17 protein-coding genes and 1 pseudogene are annotated in these 21,675 nt (G+C 75.2%); 10 read left to right on the top strand and 8 right to left on the bottom strand.

Annotation, left to right across the window (positions count from 1 at the left end; genetic code table 11):
• Positions 1-230 precede the first annotated feature (230 nt).
• On the top strand, positions 231-1,559 hold the full coding sequence (locus tag ACY1JF_RS28780) for an SLC13 family permease (protein ID WP_462708204.1): 1,329 nt from the start codon (positions 231-233) through the stop codon (positions 1,557-1,559).
• A 31-nt stretch (positions 1,560-1,590) separates the two neighbouring features.
• On the opposite strand, the gene ACY1JF_RS28775 is transcribed toward ACY1JF_RS28780, so the two are convergent.
• Complete coding sequence (locus tag ACY1JF_RS28775; protein ID WP_462708189.1) at positions 1,591-1,914, bottom strand: hypothetical protein; 324 nt, start codon at positions 1,912-1,914, stop codon at positions 1,591-1,593.
• A gap of 92 nt (positions 1,915-2,006) precedes the next feature.
• On the opposite strand from ACY1JF_RS28775, the gene ACY1JF_RS28770 reads away from it, so the two are divergent.
• Complete coding sequence (locus ACY1JF_RS28770; protein WP_462708188.1) at positions 2,007-2,876, top strand: fructosamine kinase family protein; 870 nt, start codon at positions 2,007-2,009, stop codon at positions 2,874-2,876.
• Between the two features lies 1 nt (position 2,877).
• Here ACY1JF_RS28770 and ACY1JF_RS28765 read toward each other — a convergent pair whose 3' ends face one another.
• A complete protein-coding gene (locus tag ACY1JF_RS28765; RefSeq protein WP_462708187.1) occupies positions 2,878-4,536 on the bottom strand; it encodes a catalase in 1,659 nt (552 codons plus the stop codon).
• Positions 4,537-4,842: 306 nt separating this feature from the next.
• Positions 4,843-5,079: a hypothetical protein gene (locus ACY1JF_RS28760; RefSeq protein WP_462708186.1), complete on the bottom strand. Its 237-nt coding sequence runs from the start codon at positions 5,077-5,079 to the stop codon at positions 4,843-4,845.
• 188 nt (positions 5,080-5,267) lie between these two features.
• On the opposite strand from ACY1JF_RS28760, the gene ACY1JF_RS28755 reads away from it, so the two are divergent.
• Both ACY1JF_RS28755 and ACY1JF_RS28750 read left to right on the top strand, forming a co-directional pair.
• Positions 5,268-5,942, top strand: coding sequence for a TetR/AcrR family transcriptional regulator (locus ACY1JF_RS28755; protein WP_462708185.1), 675 nt, complete (start codon positions 5,268-5,270; stop codon positions 5,940-5,942).
• 408 nt (positions 5,943-6,350) lie between these two features.
• The gene (locus ACY1JF_RS28750; RefSeq protein WP_462708184.1) at positions 6,351-7,391 is read left to right on the top strand and encodes an NAD(P)-dependent alcohol dehydrogenase; all 1,041 of its coding nucleotides are present in this window, start codon (positions 6,351-6,353) and stop codon (positions 7,389-7,391) included.
• Positions 7,392-7,529: 138 nt separating this feature from the next.
• Here ACY1JF_RS28750 and ACY1JF_RS28745 read toward each other — a convergent pair whose 3' ends face one another.
• Positions 7,530-9,038 (bottom strand): helix-turn-helix domain-containing protein, encoded by a 1,509-nt coding sequence (locus ACY1JF_RS28745; RefSeq protein ID WP_462708183.1) that lies wholly within the window; start codon positions 9,036-9,038, stop codon positions 7,530-7,532.
• 95 nt (positions 9,039-9,133) lie between these two features.
• Between ACY1JF_RS28745 and ACY1JF_RS28740 the strand changes: the two genes are divergently transcribed.
• From ACY1JF_RS28740 to ACY1JF_RS28725, 4 genes are all read left to right on the top strand, one after another.
• Positions 9,134-9,754 (top strand): L-threonylcarbamoyladenylate synthase, encoded by a 621-nt coding sequence (locus ACY1JF_RS28740; protein WP_462708182.1) that lies wholly within the window; start codon positions 9,134-9,136, stop codon positions 9,752-9,754.
• A 238-nt stretch (positions 9,755-9,992) separates the two neighbouring features.
• Positions 9,993-10,748 (top strand): dienelactone hydrolase family protein, encoded by a 756-nt coding sequence (locus ACY1JF_RS28735; RefSeq protein WP_462708181.1) that lies wholly within the window; start codon positions 9,993-9,995, stop codon positions 10,746-10,748.
• Between the two features lie 118 nt (positions 10,749-10,866).
• Positions 10,867-11,712 carry an MHYT domain-containing protein gene (locus ACY1JF_RS28730; protein ID WP_462708180.1) on the top strand — a complete coding sequence of 282 codons (846 nt, stop codon included), beginning with the start codon at positions 10,867-10,869 and terminating at the stop codon, positions 11,710-11,712.
• 114 nt (positions 11,713-11,826) lie between these two features.
• The gene (locus ACY1JF_RS28725; RefSeq protein WP_462708179.1) at positions 11,827-13,332 is read left to right on the top strand and encodes a metallophosphoesterase family protein; all 1,506 of its coding nucleotides are present in this window, start codon (positions 11,827-11,829) and stop codon (positions 13,330-13,332) included.
• 3 nt (positions 13,333-13,335) lie between these two features.
• Here ACY1JF_RS28725 and ACY1JF_RS28720 read toward each other — a convergent pair whose 3' ends face one another.
• Complete coding sequence (locus tag ACY1JF_RS28720) at positions 13,336-14,313, bottom strand: TauD/TfdA dioxygenase family protein (RefSeq protein ID WP_462708178.1); 978 nt, start codon at positions 14,311-14,313, stop codon at positions 13,336-13,338.
• Positions 14,314-14,465: 152 nt separating this feature from the next.
• On the opposite strand from ACY1JF_RS28720, the pseudogene ACY1JF_RS28715 reads away from it, so the two are divergent.
• Positions 14,466-15,286 (top strand): annotated as a pseudogene (locus tag ACY1JF_RS28715) (aldo/keto reductase).
• Between the two features lie 20 nt (positions 15,287-15,306).
• On the opposite strand, the gene ACY1JF_RS28710 reads toward ACY1JF_RS28715, so the two are convergent.
• The 3 genes from ACY1JF_RS28710 to ACY1JF_RS28700 form a co-directional block, all read right to left on the bottom strand.
• On the bottom strand, positions 15,307-17,649 hold the full coding sequence (locus ACY1JF_RS28710) for a SpoIIE family protein phosphatase (protein ID WP_462708177.1): 2,343 nt from the start codon (positions 17,647-17,649) through the stop codon (positions 15,307-15,309).
• Positions 17,650-17,993: 344 nt separating this feature from the next.
• Positions 17,994-19,025 carry a FecCD family ABC transporter permease gene (locus ACY1JF_RS28705; protein ID WP_462708203.1) on the bottom strand — a complete coding sequence of 344 codons (1,032 nt, stop codon included), beginning with the start codon at positions 19,023-19,025 and terminating at the stop codon, positions 17,994-17,996.
• A gap of 89 nt (positions 19,026-19,114) precedes the next feature.
• Positions 19,115-20,167 (bottom strand): FecCD family ABC transporter permease, encoded by a 1,053-nt coding sequence (locus tag ACY1JF_RS28700; RefSeq protein ID WP_462708176.1) that lies wholly within the window; start codon positions 20,165-20,167, stop codon positions 19,115-19,117.
• 184 nt (positions 20,168-20,351) lie between these two features.
• Between ACY1JF_RS28700 and fes the strand changes: the two genes are divergently transcribed.
• Entirely contained in the window at positions 20,352-21,671 is a 1,320-nt protein-coding gene (gene fes, locus ACY1JF_RS28695; protein WP_462708175.1) for an enterochelin esterase, read from the top strand.
• Positions 21,672-21,675: the final 4 nt, after the last annotated feature.

Below are 21,675 nucleotides of genomic sequence, written 5' to 3'. Positions count from 1 at the left end.
AGCCGTCCGAACGGTTCTTCGATGGGGTGGGGCAGCGGCCACCGTAGCCCGCGGCGTCCGGACGGGTCCGTGGCCCGGATCTCGCCGACGCCGTGGCTTCGGCCACATCCGGGCCGCGGACCCCGGCGGCGCGGTGTCCGTCGGGGACCGGAGTGCGATCCTTGGCGCTCGACCGCCGACCGCCGACCGCCGTCTCCCGGTCCGCTGAGCACGAAGCCGGAGGAGAACCGCTGAGTACCGCCGTCCTCTCCGAGGCCGTCCCGGTCGCCCTGCTGCTGGGCGTGCTGGTCTTCGCCGTCGTACGTCCCCGGGGCCTGCCGGAGGCCACGGCCGCCGTACCCGCCGCCGCCCTGGCCGTGGCACTCGGCGCGGTCCCGCCGGACGCCGCCTGGGCGCAGGTCCGCGGCCTGCTGCCGGTCGTCGGCTTCCTCGCGCTGATCCTGGTGCTGGCGCACCTGTGCGCCCGGGACGGGCTGTTCGAAGCGGCCGGCGCGCTGGTGGCCCGCCGCTACGGGAGCGATCCGCGGCGGCTGCTGACCGGGGTGTTCGTGCTGGCCTGCGCGGTCACCGCCGTGCTCAGTCTGGACGCCACGGTCGTACTGCTCACCCCCGTGGTCCTGGCCACCGCCGCCCGGACGGGCGCCCCGGCGCGTCCGCATCTGTACGCCACCGCGCACCTGGCCAACTCCGCGTCGCTGCTGCTGCCGGTCTCCAACCTGACGAACCTGCTGGCGTTCACCGCGAGCGGGCTGACCTTCACCCGGTTCGCCGTGCTGATGGCGCTGCCGTGGCTGGTCTCGGTCGCCGTCGAGTACGTGGTCTTCCGCCGCTTCTTCCGCGCCGACCTCACCGCGCCCGCCTCACCGGAAGCCGCTCCACGCGGGAGGCAGGAGGCCCAAGAGACTCAAGAGGCCCAAGAACGAGGGGGGCCGGGGACGCAGGAGACGGCGGAGCCGGCCGTTCCCCGTTTCACGCTCGTCGTACTGGCCCTGACGCTGGCCGGGTTCGCCGTCACCTCTCCGTTCGGGCTGGAACCGGCGTGGGCGGCGCTGGGCGGTGTCGTCCTGCTCGGCGGCCGAGCGCTGCTGCGGCGCCGGGCCACCGTCCGGGAACTGGCCGGTGCCGCGTCCCCGCTGTTCTGCCTCTTCGTACTGGCCCTCGGCGTCGTGGTGCGGGCCGTGGTGGCGGGCGGTCCGGCCGACGAGCCGGCCCGGGTGCTGCCCGCGGGGGACTCGCTGCCGGCCCTGCTCGGATTGGCGGCGGTGGCCGCCGTCCTGGCCAACCTGGTCAACAACCTGCCGGCCGTGCTGGCCCTGCTGCCGCTCGCCGCGCCGGCCGGCCCCGGGCCCGTCCTGGCGGTGCTGATCGGCGTGAACCTGGGCCCCAACCTGACCTACGTCGGCTCGCTCGCCACCCTGCTGTGGCGGCGCGTCCTGCACCAGCACGGCATCGCCGCGGACCTCGGCCGCTTCACCCGGCTCGGCCTGATCACCGTACCGTCCACGCTGGTGGCGGCCACGGTGGCGCTGTGGGCGTCGCTGCGCGTCACGGGCGGCTGAGTCAGGCCGCCCACGGGGTCCGTCCACCAGGTCACCACGGGGTGCTCGGGAGGGTGGGGCGGCGGACGGCCTCGGCGGCGTCCCGCAGGTGGAGGGCGACGGTGATCAGGGCACGCAGGGCCGAGGGGCGCAGGTTCTGGGCGCTCTCGGCGGCCAGCACCAGCAGGCAGCCCGCCGCCTGCTCGACCACCGGGACGGGGATCTCGAAGTCCCGGTCGTCGGCGCCGCGGAAGACCCGCCACGGTGCGGCGGCACCGTCGATGGCCCGCCGCACCGCGTGTTCGAGGTGCTGTGCGGCCTGCTCGCAGACGGGGGGCGGCAGGATGATCGTGCGGGGGAACGCTGAACTGGTCATGATCCCACCGGTCCCCCGCTCCCGGGCCGTTCGATCGGCGTGGGCGGCGGTATTCACCGGGTCGGCCCCTGCCCGGGACTAGGGTGGCCGCCATGGACACGACGGACGCGGAGGGCCCCGGGGCCGCGGCGGCCCGGCTCACCGGACGGGCGGTGACGGGCGAGCGCCGGCGGTCAGCCGGGCTCGCCGAGGTCGCCCTCGACGACGGGCGGACGGTGATGGTCAAGCGGTGCGACGACGAGGAGGCGGTCCGGGCGGAGGCTGCCGGGCTGCGCTGGCTGGCCGCCGCCGGGGCGGTCCGGGTGCCCGCGGTGCGCGGCGCGGACCGGCGCTGGCTGGTCACCGACCTGGTGGCCGAGGGCCCGCCGGACGTGCGGGCCGCCGAGCGGTTCGGGCGGGAGCTGGCCGCGCTGCACGCCGCCGGGGCCGCCGCGTTCGGCGCCGCACCGCCCGGCGGGCCGGAGCGGGCGTCCATCGGCCGGGCGCCCCTGCGCAACACCCCTGGCGCGGACTGGCCCGGCTGGTACGCCGAGCACCGGGTGCTGCCGTATCTGCGCCGCGCGGTCGACGACGGCACCGTGCGTCCGGCGGAGGCCGCCGACGTCGAACGGGTCTGTGTGCGGCTGCCCGAGCTGGCCGGTCCCCCGGAGCCACCGGCCCGGCTGCACGGCGACCTGTGGAACGGCAACGTGCTGTGGGGCGCCGACGGCGCGGTCCGGCTGATCGACCCGGCGGCGCACGGCGGCCACCGGGAGACCGACCTGGCGATGCTGCGCCTGTTCGGCTGCCCGCACCTGGAGGCCGTGCTCGACGCCTACGACGGGGCGGCGCCGCTCGCCGCGGGCTGGGCGGAACGCGTCGGCGTGCACCAGCTGTTCCCGCTGCTGGTGCACGCCGTGCTGTTCGGCCGGGGCTACGCCGAGCGGGCCGTCGCGGTGGCCCGGGCGGCGCTGCGGAGCTGACTCACCGGGTCACCACGTGCCGTTCGTTGGGCACGCAGTGGGTCATGGTGAGGCCCTCGACGTCACGCGGCGGGTTCTTGCCGAGGTTGGACAGCCGCTTGCGGTCCTCGTCGGTGAGGTCCTGGCTGGCCAGCGGCTCCAGGCCCGCCACGTCCTCGGGCGAGATGCCCAGACCCTCGCCGACCCGCAGCCCGAGGTCGTTCTCGACCAGCAGGAAGTGCCACACCATGCGTTCCTGCACCGGCCGGTCGCACTGGGAGAGCAGGTTGACGAAGTTCTTCACCAGGTCGTCGCGCTCCCACTGCTCCATCAGGCAGTAGCGCTGGCCGGCCTGGAGGTAGTCGTTGGTGCGCGGGATGCGCTTGCGGGTGACCCGGCCGCGGATCTCCGGCCCCTGCTCGTCGTGGGTGGGGTACTCGGCCTCCCGCAGGCTGCCGTCGGTGATCGACGGTTCGTAGTTGACCGACGGGTTCTCCCCGCCGTCGTTGTGGTACGCCATGAAGCCGTCGCGCTGGTTGGTGCGCACGGTGGCGTTCTTGGCCTGGTTGACCGGGAGCTGGAGGTAGTTGGGGCCGACCCGGTAGCGCTGGGTGTCGCTGTACGAGAACGTCCGGCCGACCAGCATCTTGTCGTCGGAGAAGTCCAGGCCGTCGACGAGGACGCCGGTGCCGAAGGAGATCTGCTCGTTCTCCGCGAAGAAGTTCTCCGGCATCCGGTTCAGCACGATCCGGCCCACCGGTTTCGGCGGGAACTCCTGCTCGGGCCAGGTCTTGGTGTCGTCCAGCGGATCGAAGTCCAGCTCCGGGTGGTCGTGGTCGTCCATCATCTGGACGAGCAGCTCCCACTCGGGGTAGTCGCCGCGCGCCACCGCCTCGTAGAGGTCCTTGGTGGCGTGGCCGGTGGAGTGCGCCTGCACGTTGGCGGCGTCCTCCTCGGTCATGCTGCGCACACCCTGCTTGGGCATCCAGTGGTACTTGACGAGCTTGGTCTCGCCGGCCCGGTTGACCCACTTGTACGTGTTGACGCCGAAGCCCTGCTGGTGGCGGTAGTCGGCCGGGATGCCGCGCGGGCTGAACAGGTTGACCAGCATGTGCATGCACTCCGGGGTCTGCGACATGAAGTCGAAGATGCGCCGGGGCTGCTGCTCGAAGGTGACCGGGTCGGGCTTGAGGGCGTGGATGACGTCCGGGAACTTGATCGCGTCCCGGATGAAGAAGACGCCCAGGTTGTTGCCGACCAGGTCCCAGTTGCCGTCCTCCGTGTAGAACTTCACCGCGAAGCCGCGCGGGTCGCGGGCGGCCTCGGAGGAGTCGCGTCCTCCGATGACGGTGGAGAACCGCAGGGCGATGTCGGTGCGCTTGCCGCGCTCCTGGAACAGCTTGGCCCGGGTGTACCGGTCGATCGGCTCGTCGCCCCAGGCGCCGTAGGCCTCGAAGAAGCCGTACGCGGTCACCCCGCGGGCGTGGACGACGCGCTCGGGGATGCGCTCCCGGTCGAAGTGGCTGATCTTCTCCAAGAAGTGGTAATTCTCCAGCGTGGCGGGCCCGCGGGCGCCTACCGTGCGCTGGTTCTGGTTGTCGTAGATCGGGTGTCCCTGCCGGTCGGTGAGCACCTTCCGGTCGTCGCCGGGAACGGGACCCTGGCTCGATACGTCGGTCATTTTCCTTCGGCTCCTTCGACTCGTGTGCCACCGCGGGCGACGCGCGAGGGGATGCGGCGGCCGGCGGCCGGTCGCGTGGACGTGCCGGGTACCCGGCCGCGCGGGACCGTCACTTGTGACCTTGGCACGGCCCGGGGACGCCCGCGACCGGCCGGGGGGCCGAACGGCTCACCACGGGCCTCGTGCGGTCACCACCGCTGCGCGGCACACCGCCGGCGGATGCGGAACACTCCGACGGCCGCCTCCGCACGGGCGGGCCCGGACACCGCGTCCCTCACGGTGGCCGGGTCGCGGGGCGTAAGGCGGTCAGCTCTCGGCGAGCCGGGCGCGCAGCAGTTCCTTGCCCAGTTCGGCGCCCTTGCGGCTGTCCGCCTGGGCCTTGCGGAACAGCTCGGCGACCTCGGTGTCCTCGTTCCGCTCGGCGTCCTGGATGTACGTCTCCAGGCGCAGCGCGTTGTCCAGGCACGACTGGACGTACCAGATGAGGTTGTAGTCCTTGTCCTGCGTACCGGTCACACCGCCGGTCTCCGCTCCGCTGGTCATGCGGGGCCTCCTCTTCACACGTCGGTCCGGCCGGAGCCCTCTGGGGGCCTTTCCGGAGCGGCCGGGTACCCCCGCCCCGCTGCGGCACACGGCGCCGGGAAGGACCGTCCGCCCTCCTCGGCCGAGCCCTCTCATGTCCCAGCAGGACACATGTCCCACTGGGACATCTCAGGTGTATCGTGAACCGCATGACGGCAGCGGAGTCCCCACAGCTCCCCGGCGTCCCCGGCGACCGGCGCCGGCGCAGGGCGCGGCAGACCCGGGACGCGCTGTCGGCCGCGGCCCGCGACCTGATCCTCGGCCAGGGGACGGCGGCCACGACCGTGGAGGCCATCGCCGAGCGCGCGGACGTCACCCGCCGCACCTTCAGCCGGCACTTCGCGGGCAAGGAGGACGCCGCCCTGGACTTCGTCCGCCGCGACGGCGACCGGATCAACGTGCTGCTGCGGTGCCGCCCGGCCGACGAGCCCCCGCTGCTGGCCTACCGCAGGGCGGTGCACGCGTGGCTGACCGACCCGGACGACCCGCCGCGGCAGCTGTGCCCGCGGATGCGGCGGCTGCTGGCCCTGGTCGACAGCGAGCCCGCCCTCTTCGGCGCCTACCAGCGCATCCGGGTCGACGCCCAGGAGGAGTCGGTCCGCATCGTCGCCGACCGGCTCGGCACGGACAGCAGCCGTGACGTGCGTCCGGCCGCCGTCGTCGACGCCGCCGCCGGAGTCCTGATGGCCGCGCTGCGCGTCTGGGCCCGGACCGGCGACCAGAATTCGGGAGCCGCGGACCTCGCCGCCCTCGTGGACCATGCCTACGACGCCCTGGCCTCGCAGATCGTGGCCGCGTTCCCCGGCGGCGCCACCGAAGGGTGAGAACACCATGAGCGCCGCGTACGCCGCCCCCGCCGGCACCGCCCCCGTCCCCGGCGGGGCCGGCTCCGCCGGCCTCCCGGTGTGCGCCGCCGTCGAGCACGGCGTCACCGGACCGACCGGGACCGCCGCCGCCGAGCGCGCCGCCGAGGGCGTTCGGACCGACGCGGCCGGCCCCGGCTCCGTCGGGACACCGCCGCCGGGGGCCGCGGACCGGGACGCCCGCGACGGCCCGGCCGTCCCGCGCCCGCCCGGCCGCCCGGCTCCGAAGAGGCCGCCGGGCCGAGCGCCTCACCGCTGTCCGGCCGCGCGTCCTGTGCCGCGGGCGGCCACCACCTGGTCGACGGCGCCCACACCGCCGTCTGAGTCCCCCCGTCCACGGGGGAGACAACGGAGCGAAGGAGTTCGACCATGAAGGCTCTGCAGTACCGCACCATCGGGGCACCCCCCGAGGTGGTCACGGTCCCCGACCCGGAACCCGGGCCCGGCCAGGTGCTGTTGGAAGTCACCGCCGCGGGCGTGTGCCACTCCGACATCGCCGTGATGAGCTGGCCCGCCGAAGGCTTCCCGTACGAGCTTCCGCTCACCCTCGGTCACGAGGGCGTCGGCACGGTCGCCGCGCTCGGCGAGGGGGTCACCGGTCTGAGCGAGGGCGACGCGGTCGCCGTCTACGGCCCCTGGGGCTGCGGCAGGTGCGCCAAGTGCGCGGAGGGCAAGGAGAACTACTGCCTGCGCGCCGAGGAACTGGGCATCCGCCCGCCGGGGCTCGGCCGCCCCGGGTCGATGGCGGAGTACCTGCTCGTCGACGACTCCCGCCACCTGGTCCCGCTGGACGGTCTCGACCCGGTCGCGGCGGTGCCGCTGACCGACGCCGGGCTGACGCCGTACCACGCCGTCAAGAAGTCCCTGCCGAAGCTCGGCCCGGGCTCGACCGCCGTGGTCATCGGCGCCGGCGGTCTCGGGCACGTCGCCGTCCAACTGCTGCGCGCGCTGAGTCCCGCCCGGGTCGTGGCCCTCGACGTCAGCGAGGACAAGCTGCGCCTGGCCCGTGAGGTCGGCGCCCACGAGACCGTACTCTCCGACGCCGGGGCCGTCGAGGCGGTCCGGAAGATCACCGGGCCGGCCGGCGCCCAGGCGGTCTTCGACTTCGTCGGCGCGGCGCCGACCGTCAGGACCGCCGGCGGCGTCGCGGGCGTCGAGGCCGACGTCGCGCTGGTCGGCATCGGCGGGGAGCCGTTCCCGGTCGGGTTCGGCCTGACGCCGTTCGAGGTGTCGGTGTCGGCGCCCTACTGGGGCAGCCGCGGCGAGCTGGTGGAGGTGCTGGCGCTGGCCCGCGCGGGAGCGGTGTCGGTGCACACCGAGACGTACTCCCTCGACGACGCCCCGCTCGCCTACGAGCGGCTGCACCAGGGCAAGGTCAACGGCCGCGCGGTGATCCTGCCCAACGGCTGACCGAACGGAAGACGCGGAGGCGCGACCGGTCCCCCGTTCCGGTCGTGCCCCCGCGTCGCGCCCCCGTGGTGTCCGAACCTAGGGGGGCGGCCCGGCCGCTGTGAAGCGTGCCGGTGCCCGCTGCCCGGCCCCGGGGACTCACCCGTGCACAGGTGAGTCCGGATGGTCCGCTTTCGTGCCGCACAGCGCGGGACGGTCGAGGTCCCCCACGGCCAGATGGGCCAGGACGACCTCGTACAGGTCACCGCCGCCGGCCAGCAGCCGCCGCTCCAGGACCGGTTCGGCGCCGCGGATGTGGTCGCGCACGGTCTGCGGGTGCAGGCCCAGCGTCCGCGCGGTCCGCTCGGCGTTGCCGCCGGCCGCGATCCAGGTGCGCAGGGTGCGGCGCAGGTCGCGGGGGTCGGACTCCAGCCGGCCGAGGAGGTCACCGGCCCAGGCGCGCGGCGCGGGCTCGGTCAGCAGCTCGGTGAGGCAGACGCGGTCCGGCCGCCCGGCGTCCCGGCCGGCGGGGTGCGGGGCGAAGCCGGCCTCGGCGTTCAGGGCGAGGTGCGCGGTGGCCCGGACGGCCAGGTCGGCGAAGTCCGTGCCGAGCAGCGCGGCGACCCGGTCCATGCGGGCCCGGACGGTGTTGCGGCTGATGCCGAGTATCTTGGCCGCGTTGACGGCGGTGAACTCCAGGCCGAGCCGGGTGGTGGCGAGCAGTTCGGCCCGGGTGTGGTGCGCCAGCCCGTCCAGCGGGCGCAGTACCCGAGCCGTCCAGCCGCGCAGCGCCGCCGGGTCGATCAGCCGCTCGGGAGAGGTCCGCTCGGCGTACACGGCCGCCCGCTCCGGGCGGATCCGGGCGACGGCCAGGGCGCTGACGGCCTGGCCGTAGGCGGTGGCCGTGCGCACCAGGCTCTGCCGGACGCTGCCGCCGAGCAGGGCCCCGGGGTGCCGCCGGACCAGCGTCCGCAGCTGTTCGCCGGTGTCCTCACGGGGCGCCACGACGATCACATGGCCGTCCATGGCGGGGCAGCGCACGACGAGGGCGCGCTCCCCGGTGGCCTCCCGGCACTCCCGGGCGAGCCGGTCGCGCCGGTCGGGGGCGGTCTCCACGACGTAGACGCCGGCCGTGTCCGCGTCGAGCAGTCCCGGCCAGAACCCCGCGGCGACCCGGCGCGCGGAGACGATCTCCTCGACCATCAGCAGTTGCAGGATCGCCAGGCGCAGGTCGGAGGTGGCCCGCTCCAGCCGGTACCCGGCCGCGGCCGAGGCGCGGGCGGCCAGCAGCAGGGCGAGCGCCCGCCCGGTGTGCGCGACGACGGTGGAGGCCGTGCGGTCGAAGGGCGCCTCGCGCGCCACCGCGAGCACGGCGGCCGGCTCCGCGCCGCCGTGGTCCACGCGGACCAGGCGCAGATGGCGTCCGGCGTCCTCGAAGGCCGCGGAGGTGATCCGGCCGGCGGTGAGGTCCCGCACCAGGCGCTCGTCCGGCTCCACCGGGGTGCCGGCCAGCAGCCGTCCGGTGCCGTCGCGCAGCGACACGGCCGCGTGCAGGGCGCCGGCCAGCCAGTCCACGACGCCGCCCACGTCGCCGTCGGCCGGTTTCAGACGGCCGAGCAGTTCCTCCGCCCACCGCACGTGCCTGCTGTCCTCGTCCCCGCCCGCCACGTCGTCCCTCTCTTCTCGGAGCGTTCCCCGCCCTCCATCATCCCGGCCCGGCGGCCCGGTCGGTCCGGACGGGGACCGGGGCTTAAGCTCGACGGATGGCGAAGTACTTCGACGTGCACCCCGACAACCCCCAGCCGCGCAGCATCGCCCAGGTCGCCGACAGCGTCCGCTCGGGCTCGCTGATCGCCTATCCGACGGACTCCTGTTACGCGCTGGGCTGCCGGCTGGGCAGCCGGGACGGCGTCGACCGCATCCGGTCCATCCGCAAGCTGGACGACCGGCACCACTTCACCCTGGTGTGCCAGGACTTCGCGCAGCTCGGCCAGTTCGTGCGGATCGACAACGACGTGTTCCGGGCGCTGAAGGCGTCCACACCCGGCAGCTACACCTTCATCCTGCCCGCGACGCGCGAGGTGCCGCGCGTGCTCCAGCACCCGAAGAAGAAGACCGTCGGTGTGCGCATCCCCGACCACGTCGTCACCCAGGCCCTGCTCACCGAGCTGGGCGAGCCGCTGCTGTCCAGCACGCTGCTGCTGCCCGGCGAGGACGAGCCGCTGACCCAGGGCTGGGAGATCAAGGACCGGCTCGACCACGTGCTCGACGCGGTCGTCGACTCGGGGGACTGCGGCACCGAGCCGACGACGGTCGTCGACTTCTCGGGCGGCGAGGCGGAGATCGTGCGGCGTGGGGCGGGCGATCCGACGCGCTTCGAGTGAGCGGGTACGACCCGGCGCGCTTCGAGTCAGCGGGTACGACCCGGCGCGCTTCGAGTCAGCGAATACGATCCGACGTGCTTCGACTCAGCGGGTAAAAGGACGCCCAAGCGCAGGTCAGGGGGGTCTTGCCGGGCCGGGGAGCGGGGCGCCGCGGGGACCGGGCGTGTCACGATGACCCCGGTCCGCCCGCGCCGCGGGCGGCCGTGTGCCGACGTCACCGCAGAGAGGCAGCCCAGCCATGACCGCCGTACAGGGAACCGCCGTCGACATCCCCACCGAGGACGGTACCGCCGACGCGTATCTGACCCGTCCCGACGACGGGCGGGCGCATCCCGCGGTCCTGCTCTACATGGACGCCTTCGGGCCGCGCCCGCAGCTGCGGTCCATGGCCGACCGGCTCGCCGGGGCCGGGTACACCGTCCTGCTGCCCAACGTCTTCTACCGGCACGGGCGGGCGCCGGTCGTCCCGTTGCCGGAGTTCATCGACCCGCAGGCCCGGCCGGAGATCTTCCAGCGGCTCGGCCCGATCATGCGGTCCCTCACCCCGGACCTCGCGATGCGGGACGCGCGGGCGTACCTCGACTGGCTGGCCGCGTGCCCGGAGGCGGCCGACGGGCCGGTCGCGCTGACCGGCTACTGCATGGGCGCGCGGCTCGCGCTGCACACGGCGGGCACCTACCCCGGCCGGGTGGCCGCGGCGGCCGGCTTCCACGGCGCCGGGCTGGCCGGCGAGGACCCGGACAGCCCGCACCTGCTGGCCGACCGGATCACCGCCGAGGTGTACTTCGCCCACGCCGACCAGGACCACGCCATGCCGCCGGAGCAGCAGGAGCGGCTGGCGGCGGCGCTGGCCGGGGCCGGCGTCCGGCACCGCTGCGAGGTCTACGCCGGCGCGGCGCACGGCTACACCCAGGCCGACACCGCCGCGTACGACGAGGCGGCGACCGAACGGCACTGGGCGGCCCTGCTGGACCTGCTGGAGCGGGCGTTCTGAGGGAGCGGTTCCGCAAGAGGACGTTCCGCCCCGCCTCCGGAAACCCTTGCAATTGCACGACCGGGTCCCGTAGAAACCTTCCTGCACCACTTGCCAGGGCTTCGGGGGGAGTTGGCTCATGGAAGGCACGGTCGGCGGGTTCCGGTACGGGCTCGTGACCCCGGTGGCGGCCTATGTGATGGCCTGCCTGGGCGGGGCGCTGGGGCTGCGCTGCACGGTGCGGACGCTGCTCGGCCCCCGGTCCTCCAAGGCGGGCTGGCTGGGGCTGGGCGCGGCCTCGATCGGCTGCGGGATCTGGACGATGCACTTCATCGCCATGATGGGCTTCCACGTCGAGGAGACCCGGGTCCGCTACGACGCGCCGCTCACCGTGCTCAGCCTCCTCGTGGCGGTCTGCGTGGTCGGCGCCGGCGTGTTCATGGTGGGCTACCGCGGGACCGGGCCCGGCACGCTGGCCCTGGCGGGCCCGGTCACCGGGCTGGGGGTGGCGGCCATGCACTACCTGGGCATGGCCGCGCTGCGGCTCGACGGCGACCTGCGCTACGACGTCCTGACGGTCGGGCTCTCCCTGGTGATCGCCGTGGTGGCGGCGAGCGCCGCGCTGTGGGCGGCGGTCAGCGTCCGGGGCTTCCTGGCGAGTCTCGGGGCCAGCATGGTCATGGGCGTGGCGGTCGCCGGGATGCACTACACGGGGATGGCCGCGGTCAGCGTCCATGTGCACGGCGCCCCGGGCGGCACCTGGGACGGCGAATCGCCCGCCTCCCTGCTGCTGCCGATGCTGCTCGGTCCGGTCCTCTTCCTGGTGCTGGCCGGGGTGGTGGTCATGTTCGACCCGCTGCTGGTCCTGGGCGAGGACGGCCGGGGCCGCGCCCCGGCGCCGTCGGGACGGTCCGCCCCGCACGACGGGGTGCCGCATCCGCCGGCCGCCTCGCCCACGGACTCCGCGCCGGCCTCGCGGCGCTGACGGCCGTTTTCCCGGCAACGGCGTCGGCGGGTACGCGAACTGCGTTCCGTATGGCCGTCGTTGACCGGCCGTCCCGCCTCCGGCCGGGCCGGCAGGCGTTGTTACGGTGCCGGGATGGCTGATTCCTCACGTGACACCGCGGAAGGCGCCGGCTGGGGCGCCGCGGAGCGCGGCGCGTACCGGCGGCTCGTGCCGGAGCGGGTCGAGAAGATCTCCTGGCTGGACCCCCGGACGCTGTGGGCCGCCCGCAACGGCGTGCTGGCCTCCTGGTTCGGCGATCCCACCGGCCGTACCCGCCAGCGCTGGGTGGCGCAGCGGGCGGCGGCCGGGGCCCCCGCCGACAAGGTGATCCGCCGGGACGACCCCGACCGGTTCTCCTTCCTGGTCATCGGCGACACGGGCGAGGGCGGCGATCCGCAGTACGCCGTCGTGCCGGGGCTGCTGCGGGCGGGCGGGGACACCCGGTTCGCCGTGCTCGCCAGTGACGTGATCTATCCGGTGGGCAGCGCCGACGACTACGGCCCCAAGTTCTTCCGCCCCTACCGGGACTACCGGGCACCGATCTACGCGATACCCGGCAACCACGACTGGTACGAGGACCTCGGCGGCTTCATGCGGGTCTTCTGCGACGACGCCCCGCCGCTGCCGCCGGAGCCGGGACCCCGGCCGCTGACCCGCGCCTGGCTGCGCTCCCTGCTGTGGCACCGGCCGCGCCCGGACGACGGACGGCGTCTGGACGAGGCACGCCGGCTGCGGTCGGCGCCCGCCCAGCGGGCCGTCCAGCCGGGACCGTACTGGGCGATCGACGCGGGACCGGTGCGCATCGTCGGCATCGACACCGGACTGCTGGGGACCGTCGACGCCGAACAGGGGGCGTGGCTGCGCGACGTGTCCCGGGGACCGCGGCCGAAGATCCTGGTCACCGGCTCCCCGCTGTACGTGGACGGGGAGCACCACCCGTGTCCCGTCGAGGGCGGCGGCACCGTCGACGACATCGTCCGGGACCCGGCCCACCACTACGTCGCGGCGATCGGCGGTGACATCCACAACTACCAGCGCTACCCGGTCGACGTGGACGGCCGCACGGTCCAGTACGTGGTCGCGGGCGGCGGCGGGGCGTTCACGCACGCCACCCACACCATCCCCCGGGTCTCGGTCGGCGGCGTCACCGAGCGGGACTTCCGCTGCTACCCGCTGCGCGGCGACTCCCTCGCCTTCTACAGCGCGCTCTACGGACGCCGCCTGCGGCTGCGCCGCTTCCTCACCCTCACCGAGGCCGAGGCGGCCGCCGTGGTCGCCGAGCGGCTCGGCATCGGGCCGACCCGGGCCCAGGGGGCCGGGGCGGCGCGGGTCACCCGGCGGGTCCGGCTGGTCGCCGGGCTGCTGGGCACCGGGCGGCGGCCGGAGCAGAGGAAACGGTTCCGGCTGCCGGTGCGCAAGATGTACACGCAGCTCTTCTCACCGGGGTCGGCGACGTACAGCCCGCCCTTCTTCAAGTGCTTCCTGCGGCTGGACGTCACCCCGGAGGCGGTGCGCCTGCGCTGTTTCGCCGCCACCGGCAACCGGGCGCAGGAGACCGACCCTCCGGTCGAGGACGAGGTGACGATCCCGCTGGTGTGACGGTCACCAGCGGCCCGGAGCGCTCCCGGTGAGCGGCTGGGACGGGCGGCCGTCGACCCCGACGGGCACGTCGCCGGCGAGCATCACCCGGTGCATGATCCGCGGATGGTCCAGGTGGGCGGTGTCGCCGGGCGCGAGGTGGATGGTGGCCCGGTTGTCCCAGAAGGCGACGCTGCCCGGCTCCCAGCGGAAGCGGACGGTGTACTCGGGCCGGGTCGCCTGCTCCAGCAGCAGCTGGAGGACGGCCGCGCTCTCCGGGCGGGTCAGGCCGGTGATCTGCTCGACGTAGTAGCCGTTGACGTACAGCACCCGTTCTCCCGTCTCCGGGTGGACGCGGACCAGCGGGTGGACGGTGGCGATCTGGTGGTCCAGCAGGCGGCGGAGGTAGGCGTCGCCGCCCGGGCGGGGCTGGTAGCCGACGCCCAGGCGGTGCTCGGCGCGCAGTCCGTCGGCGAACGCGCGCAGCGGGGCGGAGAGCCCGGCGTAGGCGGCGGCCAGGTTGGACCAGGTGGTGTCGCCGCCGTAAGGCGGTACGGTCTCGGCGCGCAGGATGGTCGCCGCGGGCGGGTCGACGCGGGCGCCGTGGTCGCAGTGCCAGCCGCGCAGCAGGGTGTGCCGGCGCCGGGCGAGCCACTCGTCGTGCTCCATGCCGAACCGGCCGCCCAGCTCCAGCCGGTCGGCGGTCGTCTCGACCTCCGGGAAGCCGGGGGGCGACGCCTTGCCGCGCCGGGGCAGGACGACCGGTTCGCCGAACCGCCGGGCCAGGGCAACGTGCGCGGCGTGGTCCAGCCGCTGGTCGCGGAAGAACACCACCTTGTGGCGCAGGACGGCCGCCCGGACCGCGGCGACCTGCGCGTCGGTGAGGTCGCCGGCCAGGTCCACGCCGGTGATGTCGGCGCCGATGTGTCCCGCGGCGGGCCGCACCTCGACCCCCGCGTCCGGCTGTGCCGTCCGTTCCGCGATGCCCCTGTCCGTCGTCATGTCAGAGAGCGTGACAGCCCGCGCCGGGTATGGCGAGAGCGCCTCGGGGACGTCCGGGAGCGCGCCGCCGGGTTGATCACCGCGGTGCCGTACCGGAGGCTGGAGGCACCGTCCGTCCCGTACGCGGCCGAGAGAAGGTTTCCGCGAGCGGCATTCCGGCGCACACCCTCAACGACGGCACGTCGCTTCCCGCGCTGGGGTTCGGCACCTGGCCGATGGACGACGCCGAGGCGCGGCGGGCGGTCGCCGACGCGCTCGGCCTGGGCCACCGCCTGATCGGCACCGCGGCCAACTACCGCACCGAGGCCGGTGTCGGCCTCGGTGCGGCCGACGCCGGCGTGCCCCGCGAGGAGATCGTCGTCACCACCGAGCTGCCCGGCCGCCACCACGGCTACGAGGAGACCCTCGCCTCCTTCGAGCGGTCCCGCGCCCGGCTCGGCCTGGACTGCGTCGACCTGTACCTGATCCACTGGCCGCTGCCCCGCGTCGGCCGGTACGTCGACTCCTGGAAGGCCATGGTCGAGCTGCGCGAGGAGGGCCTGGTCCGGTCGATCGGCGTCTTCGACTTCACCGTCGGGCACATCGAACGGCTGGAGGAGGAGACCGCGTGCTGCCCTCCGCCAACCAGATCGAGCCGCACCCGCTCCTCCCCCAGGACGAACTGCGCGCCTTCCACGAGCGCAAGGGCATCCGCACCGAGAGCTGGAGTCCACTGGGCCGGGGCAGCGACCTGCTCGACGACCCGGCCGTCGCCGCCGTGGCCGGCGCCCACGGGGTGACCCCCGGCCAGGCGGTGCTGCGCTGGCACCTCCAGCTCGGCGCGGTGCCGATCCCGAAGCCGGCGGGCCCCGGGCGCCGGCGGCGGAACCTGGACGTCTTCGGCTTCGAGCTGGACGCGAACCAGATGCGGGCGGTCACCGGCCGTCCCCGGCGGCGGATGGGCGGCGACCCGCAGACGCACGAGGAGTTCTGACGGGGCGGGGCCGTGCGGGATCAGTCCTGGGGCAGCGGCTGCTCGGCCCAGATGGTCTTGCCGCCGCCGGCCGGCCGGCTGCCCCAGCGCTGGGTGAGCTGGGCGACCAGCAGCAGTCCCCGGCCGCCCTCGTCGTAGGCGTGCGCCCGGCGCAGGTGCGGCGAGGTGGGGCTGGCGTCGGAGACCTCGCAGATGAGGCTGTGGTCGCGGATGAGCCGCAGCTGGATGGGGGGGGCGCCGTAGCGGATGGCGTTGGTGACCAGCTCGCTGACGACGAGTTCGGTGACGAACGCCGTCTCCTCCAGGCCCCAGGCGGCCAGCCGTTCCATGACGGAGGCCCGGGTGGCGGCGACCTGCGCCGGGTCGGGGGAGATGTTCCAGGTGGCGACCTGGTCGGCGCCCAGCGACCGGGTGCGGGCCAGCAGCAGGGCGATGTCGTCGCGGGGGTCCTCGGGCATCACGGCCTTGAGCACGCTGTCGCACAGCTCGTCCAGCGAGGGCACGGACGCGGTCAGGGCGTGGCACAGCTCGGCGGTGGCCTGGTCGAGGTCGCGGACCCGGTCCTCGACCAGACCGTCGGTGTACAGGGCGACGACGGAGCCCTCGGGCAGCTCCAGTTCCGTGGCCTCGAACGGCAGGCCGCCCACGCCGAGCGGCGGACCGGCGGTCATGGTGATCAGCCGTACGCTGCCGTCGGGCAGCAGGAGGGCGGGAGCGGGATGCCCCGCGGCGGCCACGGTGAGGCGGCGGCACACGGGGTCGTAGACGGCGTAGAGGCAGGTGGCGCCCAGTTCGGCGGCCTCGTCGCCCTCGCCGCCGGCGGCGAGGTGGCCGACCAGGTCGTCCAGGTGGGTGAGGAGCTCGTCGGGCGGCAGGTCGACGTCGGCGAGGGTGCGCACGGCCGTGCACAGCCGGCCCATGGTCGCCGAGGACGGGATGCCGTGGCCGACGACGTCGCCGACGACCAGGGCGACCCGGCTGCCGGAGAGCGGGATCACGTCGAACCAGTCGCCGCCGATGCCGGCCGCCGACCCGGAGGGCAGGTAGCGGTGGGCGATCTCCACGGCCGCCTGTCCCGGCAGGCCGGTGGGGAGCAGGCTGTGCTGCAGGGCCAGCGCGGTGCTGCGTTCCCGGGCGAAGCGGCGGGCGTTGTCCACGCAGACGGCGGCCCGGCTGGCGAGTTCCTGGGCCAGGACCACGTCGTCGCCGACGTACGCCTCCCCGGGCGCGCCGCGGGCGAGCAGCACGACCCCGAGGGTGGTGCCGCGGGCCCGCAGGGGCACCGCCAGGGCCGAGCGCAGGTTCCGGCGCCAGGCGCGGTTGTGCGGGGCCTGCTCGTTGCGCAGCCGGATCCACTGGTCGAAGTCCGGGTCGCCCGGTCCCCTGAGCACCGCCCGGCCCTCCCGCAGCGCCTGGGCGGCCATCGAGTACGTCGGGTGGACGATCCGTTCGCCCAGGTGCGGGGTGGGCCGGGGGTAGTCCTCGGTGGCGGAGCTGTGGGCCACCCGGCGCAGCGAGACGTCCGTGGCCGACTCCACGACCGGTTCGTCCGTGCCCAGCACCCAGTCGAGCAGGTCCACGCCGGCGAAGTCGGCCATGCGCGGTACCAGCAGCTCGATCAGTTCCTCGGCGGTGCGGACCACGTCCAGGGTGGTGCCGATGCCCGCGGCGGCCTCGTTCAGCAGGGCCAGCCGCTGCCGCGCCCGGTGCTGCTCGGTGGTCTCGAACGCGGCCATGGAGACGGCGGTCACCGCGCCGGACGCGTCGTGCACCGGCCACATCTCCACCCGCCAGGCGTGCTCGCCGAGCGGGGAGGAGGCGGGTGTGGAGGTCTCGTAGCACACGGGCCGGCCGGTCTCGGTGACCTGCCGCAGTTTCTCCTCGAACCCCGGGCCGTCGGCGTCGGCGCCCTCCATGATCTCCGGGAGCCGCCGCCCGGTCAGCTCGTCCTCCGTCGCCCCCAGCATCCGCAGCGCCGTGTCGTTGACGCACAGGTACCGCTGCGCGACGTCGTGCACGGACATCGGCAGCGAGGCCTGCTGGAAGGCCCGCCCGGTCAGGGCGGAGGCGTCCTCCCCCGGCTGCTCGACGGTGACGGCGTACCCGCCCGGTGAACCGTCCCCCGCCAGCAGCGGCCGGCCGCGCAGCGCCAGCGCCAGCGCGGAGCCGTCGCGGTGGCGCACCAGGACGGTGCCGGACAGGGCGGACACGGCTCCGGGCGCCGGGTCCTGGGCGAGCAGGTGGCGCGCGGGCCGGCCCACGGCCTCTTCGGCCCGGTACCCGGTCAGTCGCCGGGCGCCCTCGCTCCACCCCGTCACCAGGCCGTCGGTGTCCACGATCGCCGCAGCGGAGGCGTGCTCCATGTCGTCCAGGATTATCCCTTTGCGTCCGGCTATCAACCGCTGCGGCTCCGGGAGCGCCGGCCGGGGGCGGTCCACGCGCCGGTCACCGGAGCCGGGCGGCCGCCCGGGACCGGTGAGCGCGCGGTGCGTCCGGGACCCGGCCGGCGTGCGCGGCCCCGCGCGGCCCGCCGCGGACGACGTCGAGCACGTGGCGGCCCTCGGCGACGACGAGGGCGGCCCGCCGGGGCGGAGGCGAGGCCCCCTCGCACGACGCCGCCGGCCGGAACGCCGCCGGCCGGCCCGGCGAGCGGGTGCCCGCCCCCGGGCGGGGCGCCCGGACAGGGCGCCCGGCAGCGGCGCGCGCCTCACAGCCGGGCTCCCCGCCGCTCCCCGCGCAGCAGCCACGCCAGATAGGCACCGCCGGCCACTCCGGTCAGGACGCCGACCGGCAGCAGGGCCGAGCCGGTCACCCGCTGGGTGGCGAGGTCGGCCGCGGCGAGCAGGAGGGCGCCCATCCAGGCGGCGGGCAGGACGTTGGGGCCCGCCGCGCGCGTCACCCGGCGGGCCAGCTGCGGCGCGGCCATGGCCACGAACGGGATCGGACCGGCCGCCGCGACCGCCAGCGCCGTCAGCCCCGTGCCCGCGCTCAGCAGCGCCAGACGGCTGCGCTCCGGCGGCACCCCGAGCGCGGCGGCGGTGTCGTCGCCCATCTCCAGCATGGTCAGGCGCCGCGCGTACCCCAGGACGACCGGGCCGAGGGCCACGACGCCGAGCGCGGCGATCCCCACGTCGCTCCAGTCCCGGGCGTTGAGCGAACCGATCGTCCAGCTCGCGGCCTGGGCCGCCTTGCCGATGTCGGCGCGCAGGTACAGGAAGCTGGTCACCGCGCCCAGCACCGCGGAGGCGCCGATGCCGACGAGGACCAGCCGGTAGCCGTGCACCCCGCGCTTCCAGGCCAGCAGATAGACGGCCGCGGCGGTGGCGAGGCCGCCGCACACCGCGCCGGCGGCCGTCTGCGCCGCGCCCGCGTCCAGGACGATGATGGCGACGAGCGCGCCGGCCGAGGCCCCGTTGCCGAACCCGATGACGTCGGGGCTGCCGAGCGGGTTGCGGGTGAGCGACTGGAACACCGCGCCCGCCATGCCCATCCCGAATCCGACGAGTACGGCCACCAGCGCACGCGGCAGCCTGAGGTCGAGCACCACGAACCCGGCACCCGGCGGGCCGTCGCCGAAGAGGGTGCGGACCACCTCGACCGGGGACAGCGCGTAGGTCCCGGTGCCGAGGGCCAGCACCGTCGCGAGCGCCGCCAGCGCGGCCAGTACGGCACAGACCAGTACCGACCGGGGGTCGTACCGCACCGACCAGCGCCCCGCGCGCAGCAGTCCGCGCCGCAGGCGGACCCGGGACGCCGCGGCCCCGCCGCCCCGCGTCCCGTCCTTCCGTCCGCCTCGCTCCTCGTGCCGCTTGCCGTCCCGCACGACGCTCACAGCTGGGCCACCTTCCGCTGCCGTACCAGATGGATGAAGAGGAGGCCGCCGAGGAAGGCGGTGACGGTGCCGACCTCGATCTCGGACGGCGGCACCACGATCCGGCCGACGACGTCGGAGACGAGCAGCAGCACCGGCGCGAAGACCGCGCAGTACGGCATGAGCCAGCGCGGGTCGGGTCCGCAGAACGCGCGGGCGGCGTGCGGGATCATCAGCCCGATGAAGCCGATCGGCCCGCACACGGCGGTCGCGCCGCCGCACAGCAGGGTGATGGCGACGACGGAGAGCACCCGCACCCGCCGCACCCGGGTGCCCAGCGCCAGCGCGTGGTCCTCGCCGAGCGCGATCGCGCCGAGCGGCCGGGCCAGCGCGAAGGCGAGCAGCGCGCCGGCCGCGAGCAGCGGCGCCACGGTGAGCAGCAGGGACACGTCACGCTTGGCGAGCGTGCCGACCGACCAGTACCGCATCTCGTCCAGGGTGCTCAGATGCCACAGCGAGAGGCCGTTGACGTAGCCGAACAGGGCCGCGTTGACGGCGGTTCCGGCGAGCGCGAGGCGGACCGGGGTGGCCCAGCGTCCGCCGCCGAGGGCGTTGACGACGGTGGCGGCGACCGCCGCGCCGGCCAGGGCGAACCACAGGTACCCGGTGAACGAGGTGATGCCGAGGACGCCGATCGCGGTGACCACGGCGGCGGAGGCGCCCGCGTTGACGCCGAGCAGTCCGGGGTCGGCGAGCGGGTTGCGGGTCAGGGTCTGCATGACCGCGCCGCCGAGGCCGAGGGCCGCGCCGACGGCGGCGCCGATGAGGGTGCGGGGCAGTCGCAGGTCCCGCACGATCGCGTCGTTCTCGGTGCCCGAGGGGCTGAACAGGCCGGACCAGACCTGGTCGAGGGGTATCCCCTTGGTGCCGACGGCCAGCGACAGGGCTGCCGCAGCGAACAGGAGGACCAGGCCGAGGAGCAGACCGGCCGGGCGCACCGCGGCCCGGCCGCGCGGGGTGCGGGCGCCGGGCGCCGTCTCCGGCGGGGCGGGGACCGTCGCGGCGCTCACGGGGTGGCCGCCGTACGGGCGCGGTGGCACCGGGAGCCGGGCACCGTTTTCGGCCGGTGCAGTGCACACATTCCAATGAACATGTGGTTAGCTTAGGCTACCCTTACCGGGGCTGTTGACGGTCGCGTCGACAGAAACCGACCGTCCCCCGCACACCCCTGACCGCGGTTCACGGAGAACACCGATGACCATCCTGCCCGGTTCCGCCCCGAGTGATGCCCGTCCGGACGTCCGTCCGGTCCGGATCACCGGGCCGCGCGTCGCACGCCTGCGAAAGGAGGCAGAGGGGGCCGGCGCGGCGCGTCGTGCCGCGCTGGCCGCCGAGTTCTGGGCAGAGGTGGAACGTTTCGGCACTCCGCTGGTCGAGGAGCTGGACGGCCGGCCCGGCCACCGCGCGGTCACCTTCCTGTGGCGCGGTCACCGCGCCACCCGGCAGGTGCTGTTCCACGGCAACCGCATCACCGACCGCGACCACCTCGCCGGTTCGCTCCTGGAGCGGGTGCCGGGGACGGACGTGTGGCACCTGGGCCTGCGGCTGCGCGCCGACCACCGCGGCTCCTACCGGCTGGCCGCCGACATCTCGCTGCGGGAGCCCCCGGCCGACCCGGCCGGCCTCCAGCGGCGGCTGCGGTCGCTGTCCGCGCACGCCGCCGCCGACCCGCTCAACCCCTGCCGGGTGGCCACCCGTTGGCAGTCGGCCGACAGTTCGGTCTTCGCCCTGCCCGACGCCCCGGCCCAGCCGTGGACCAGGCGCCGGGGCACGGCCTTGGCCGGCCGCGTCGAACGCCACCGGGTGCCGGCCGCGGAACCGGTCGGCGACCGGGACACCTGGGTGTACCTGCCGCCGGGGCTCGACCGCCACGCCGGGACGCCGCTGCCGGTGGCCGTGGTGTGCGACGGCGACATGTGGTTCGGCCGGCTGGGCTTCGGCGGCACCCTCGACGCGATGATCGCCGACGGGGCGCTGCCGCCGCTGGTGGTGGTCGCGCCGGACGCCGTGGACCGCCGCACCCGCTGGCGCGACCTCGGCGCCCGGGAGCCGTTCGTCGCCTTCCTGGCCGACGAGTTGCTGCCCTGGGCGGCCGGCCGCTGGCCGCTCACCACGGACCCGCGGCGGACCGTGGTCGCCGGCCAGAGCCTCGGCGGCATGACCGCCCTGTACGCGGGGCTCCTGCGGCCCGAGCGGTTCGGCAACGTCCTCGCCCAGTCCCCTTCCCTGTGGTGGCGGCCCGGACTGCCGTCACCGGCCGGTCCCAAACCCGTCGTGTCCGGCGACCCCTGGCTCGTCGCCCGGTGCCGGTCCGCGCCGCCGCGGCGCCTGACGGTCCATCTGGACGTCGGACTGCACGAGGGCGCCATGGTCGACCACAGCCGCCTCCTGTACGACGCCCTGAGCGCCGCCGGCTGTCCGGTCACCCTCGGCACGTACAACGGCGGCCACGACTACGCCTGCTGGCACGGCGCGCTGGCCGACGGCCTGGTCCGGCTGCTGGGCGCCGGCTGACCCC

The organism is Streptomyces sp. SYSU D01066-1, assembly GCF_054956795.1.
The sequence above is the reverse complement of the archived record's forward strand: the minus strand, read 5'-3'. Positions and strand labels throughout refer to the sequence as shown.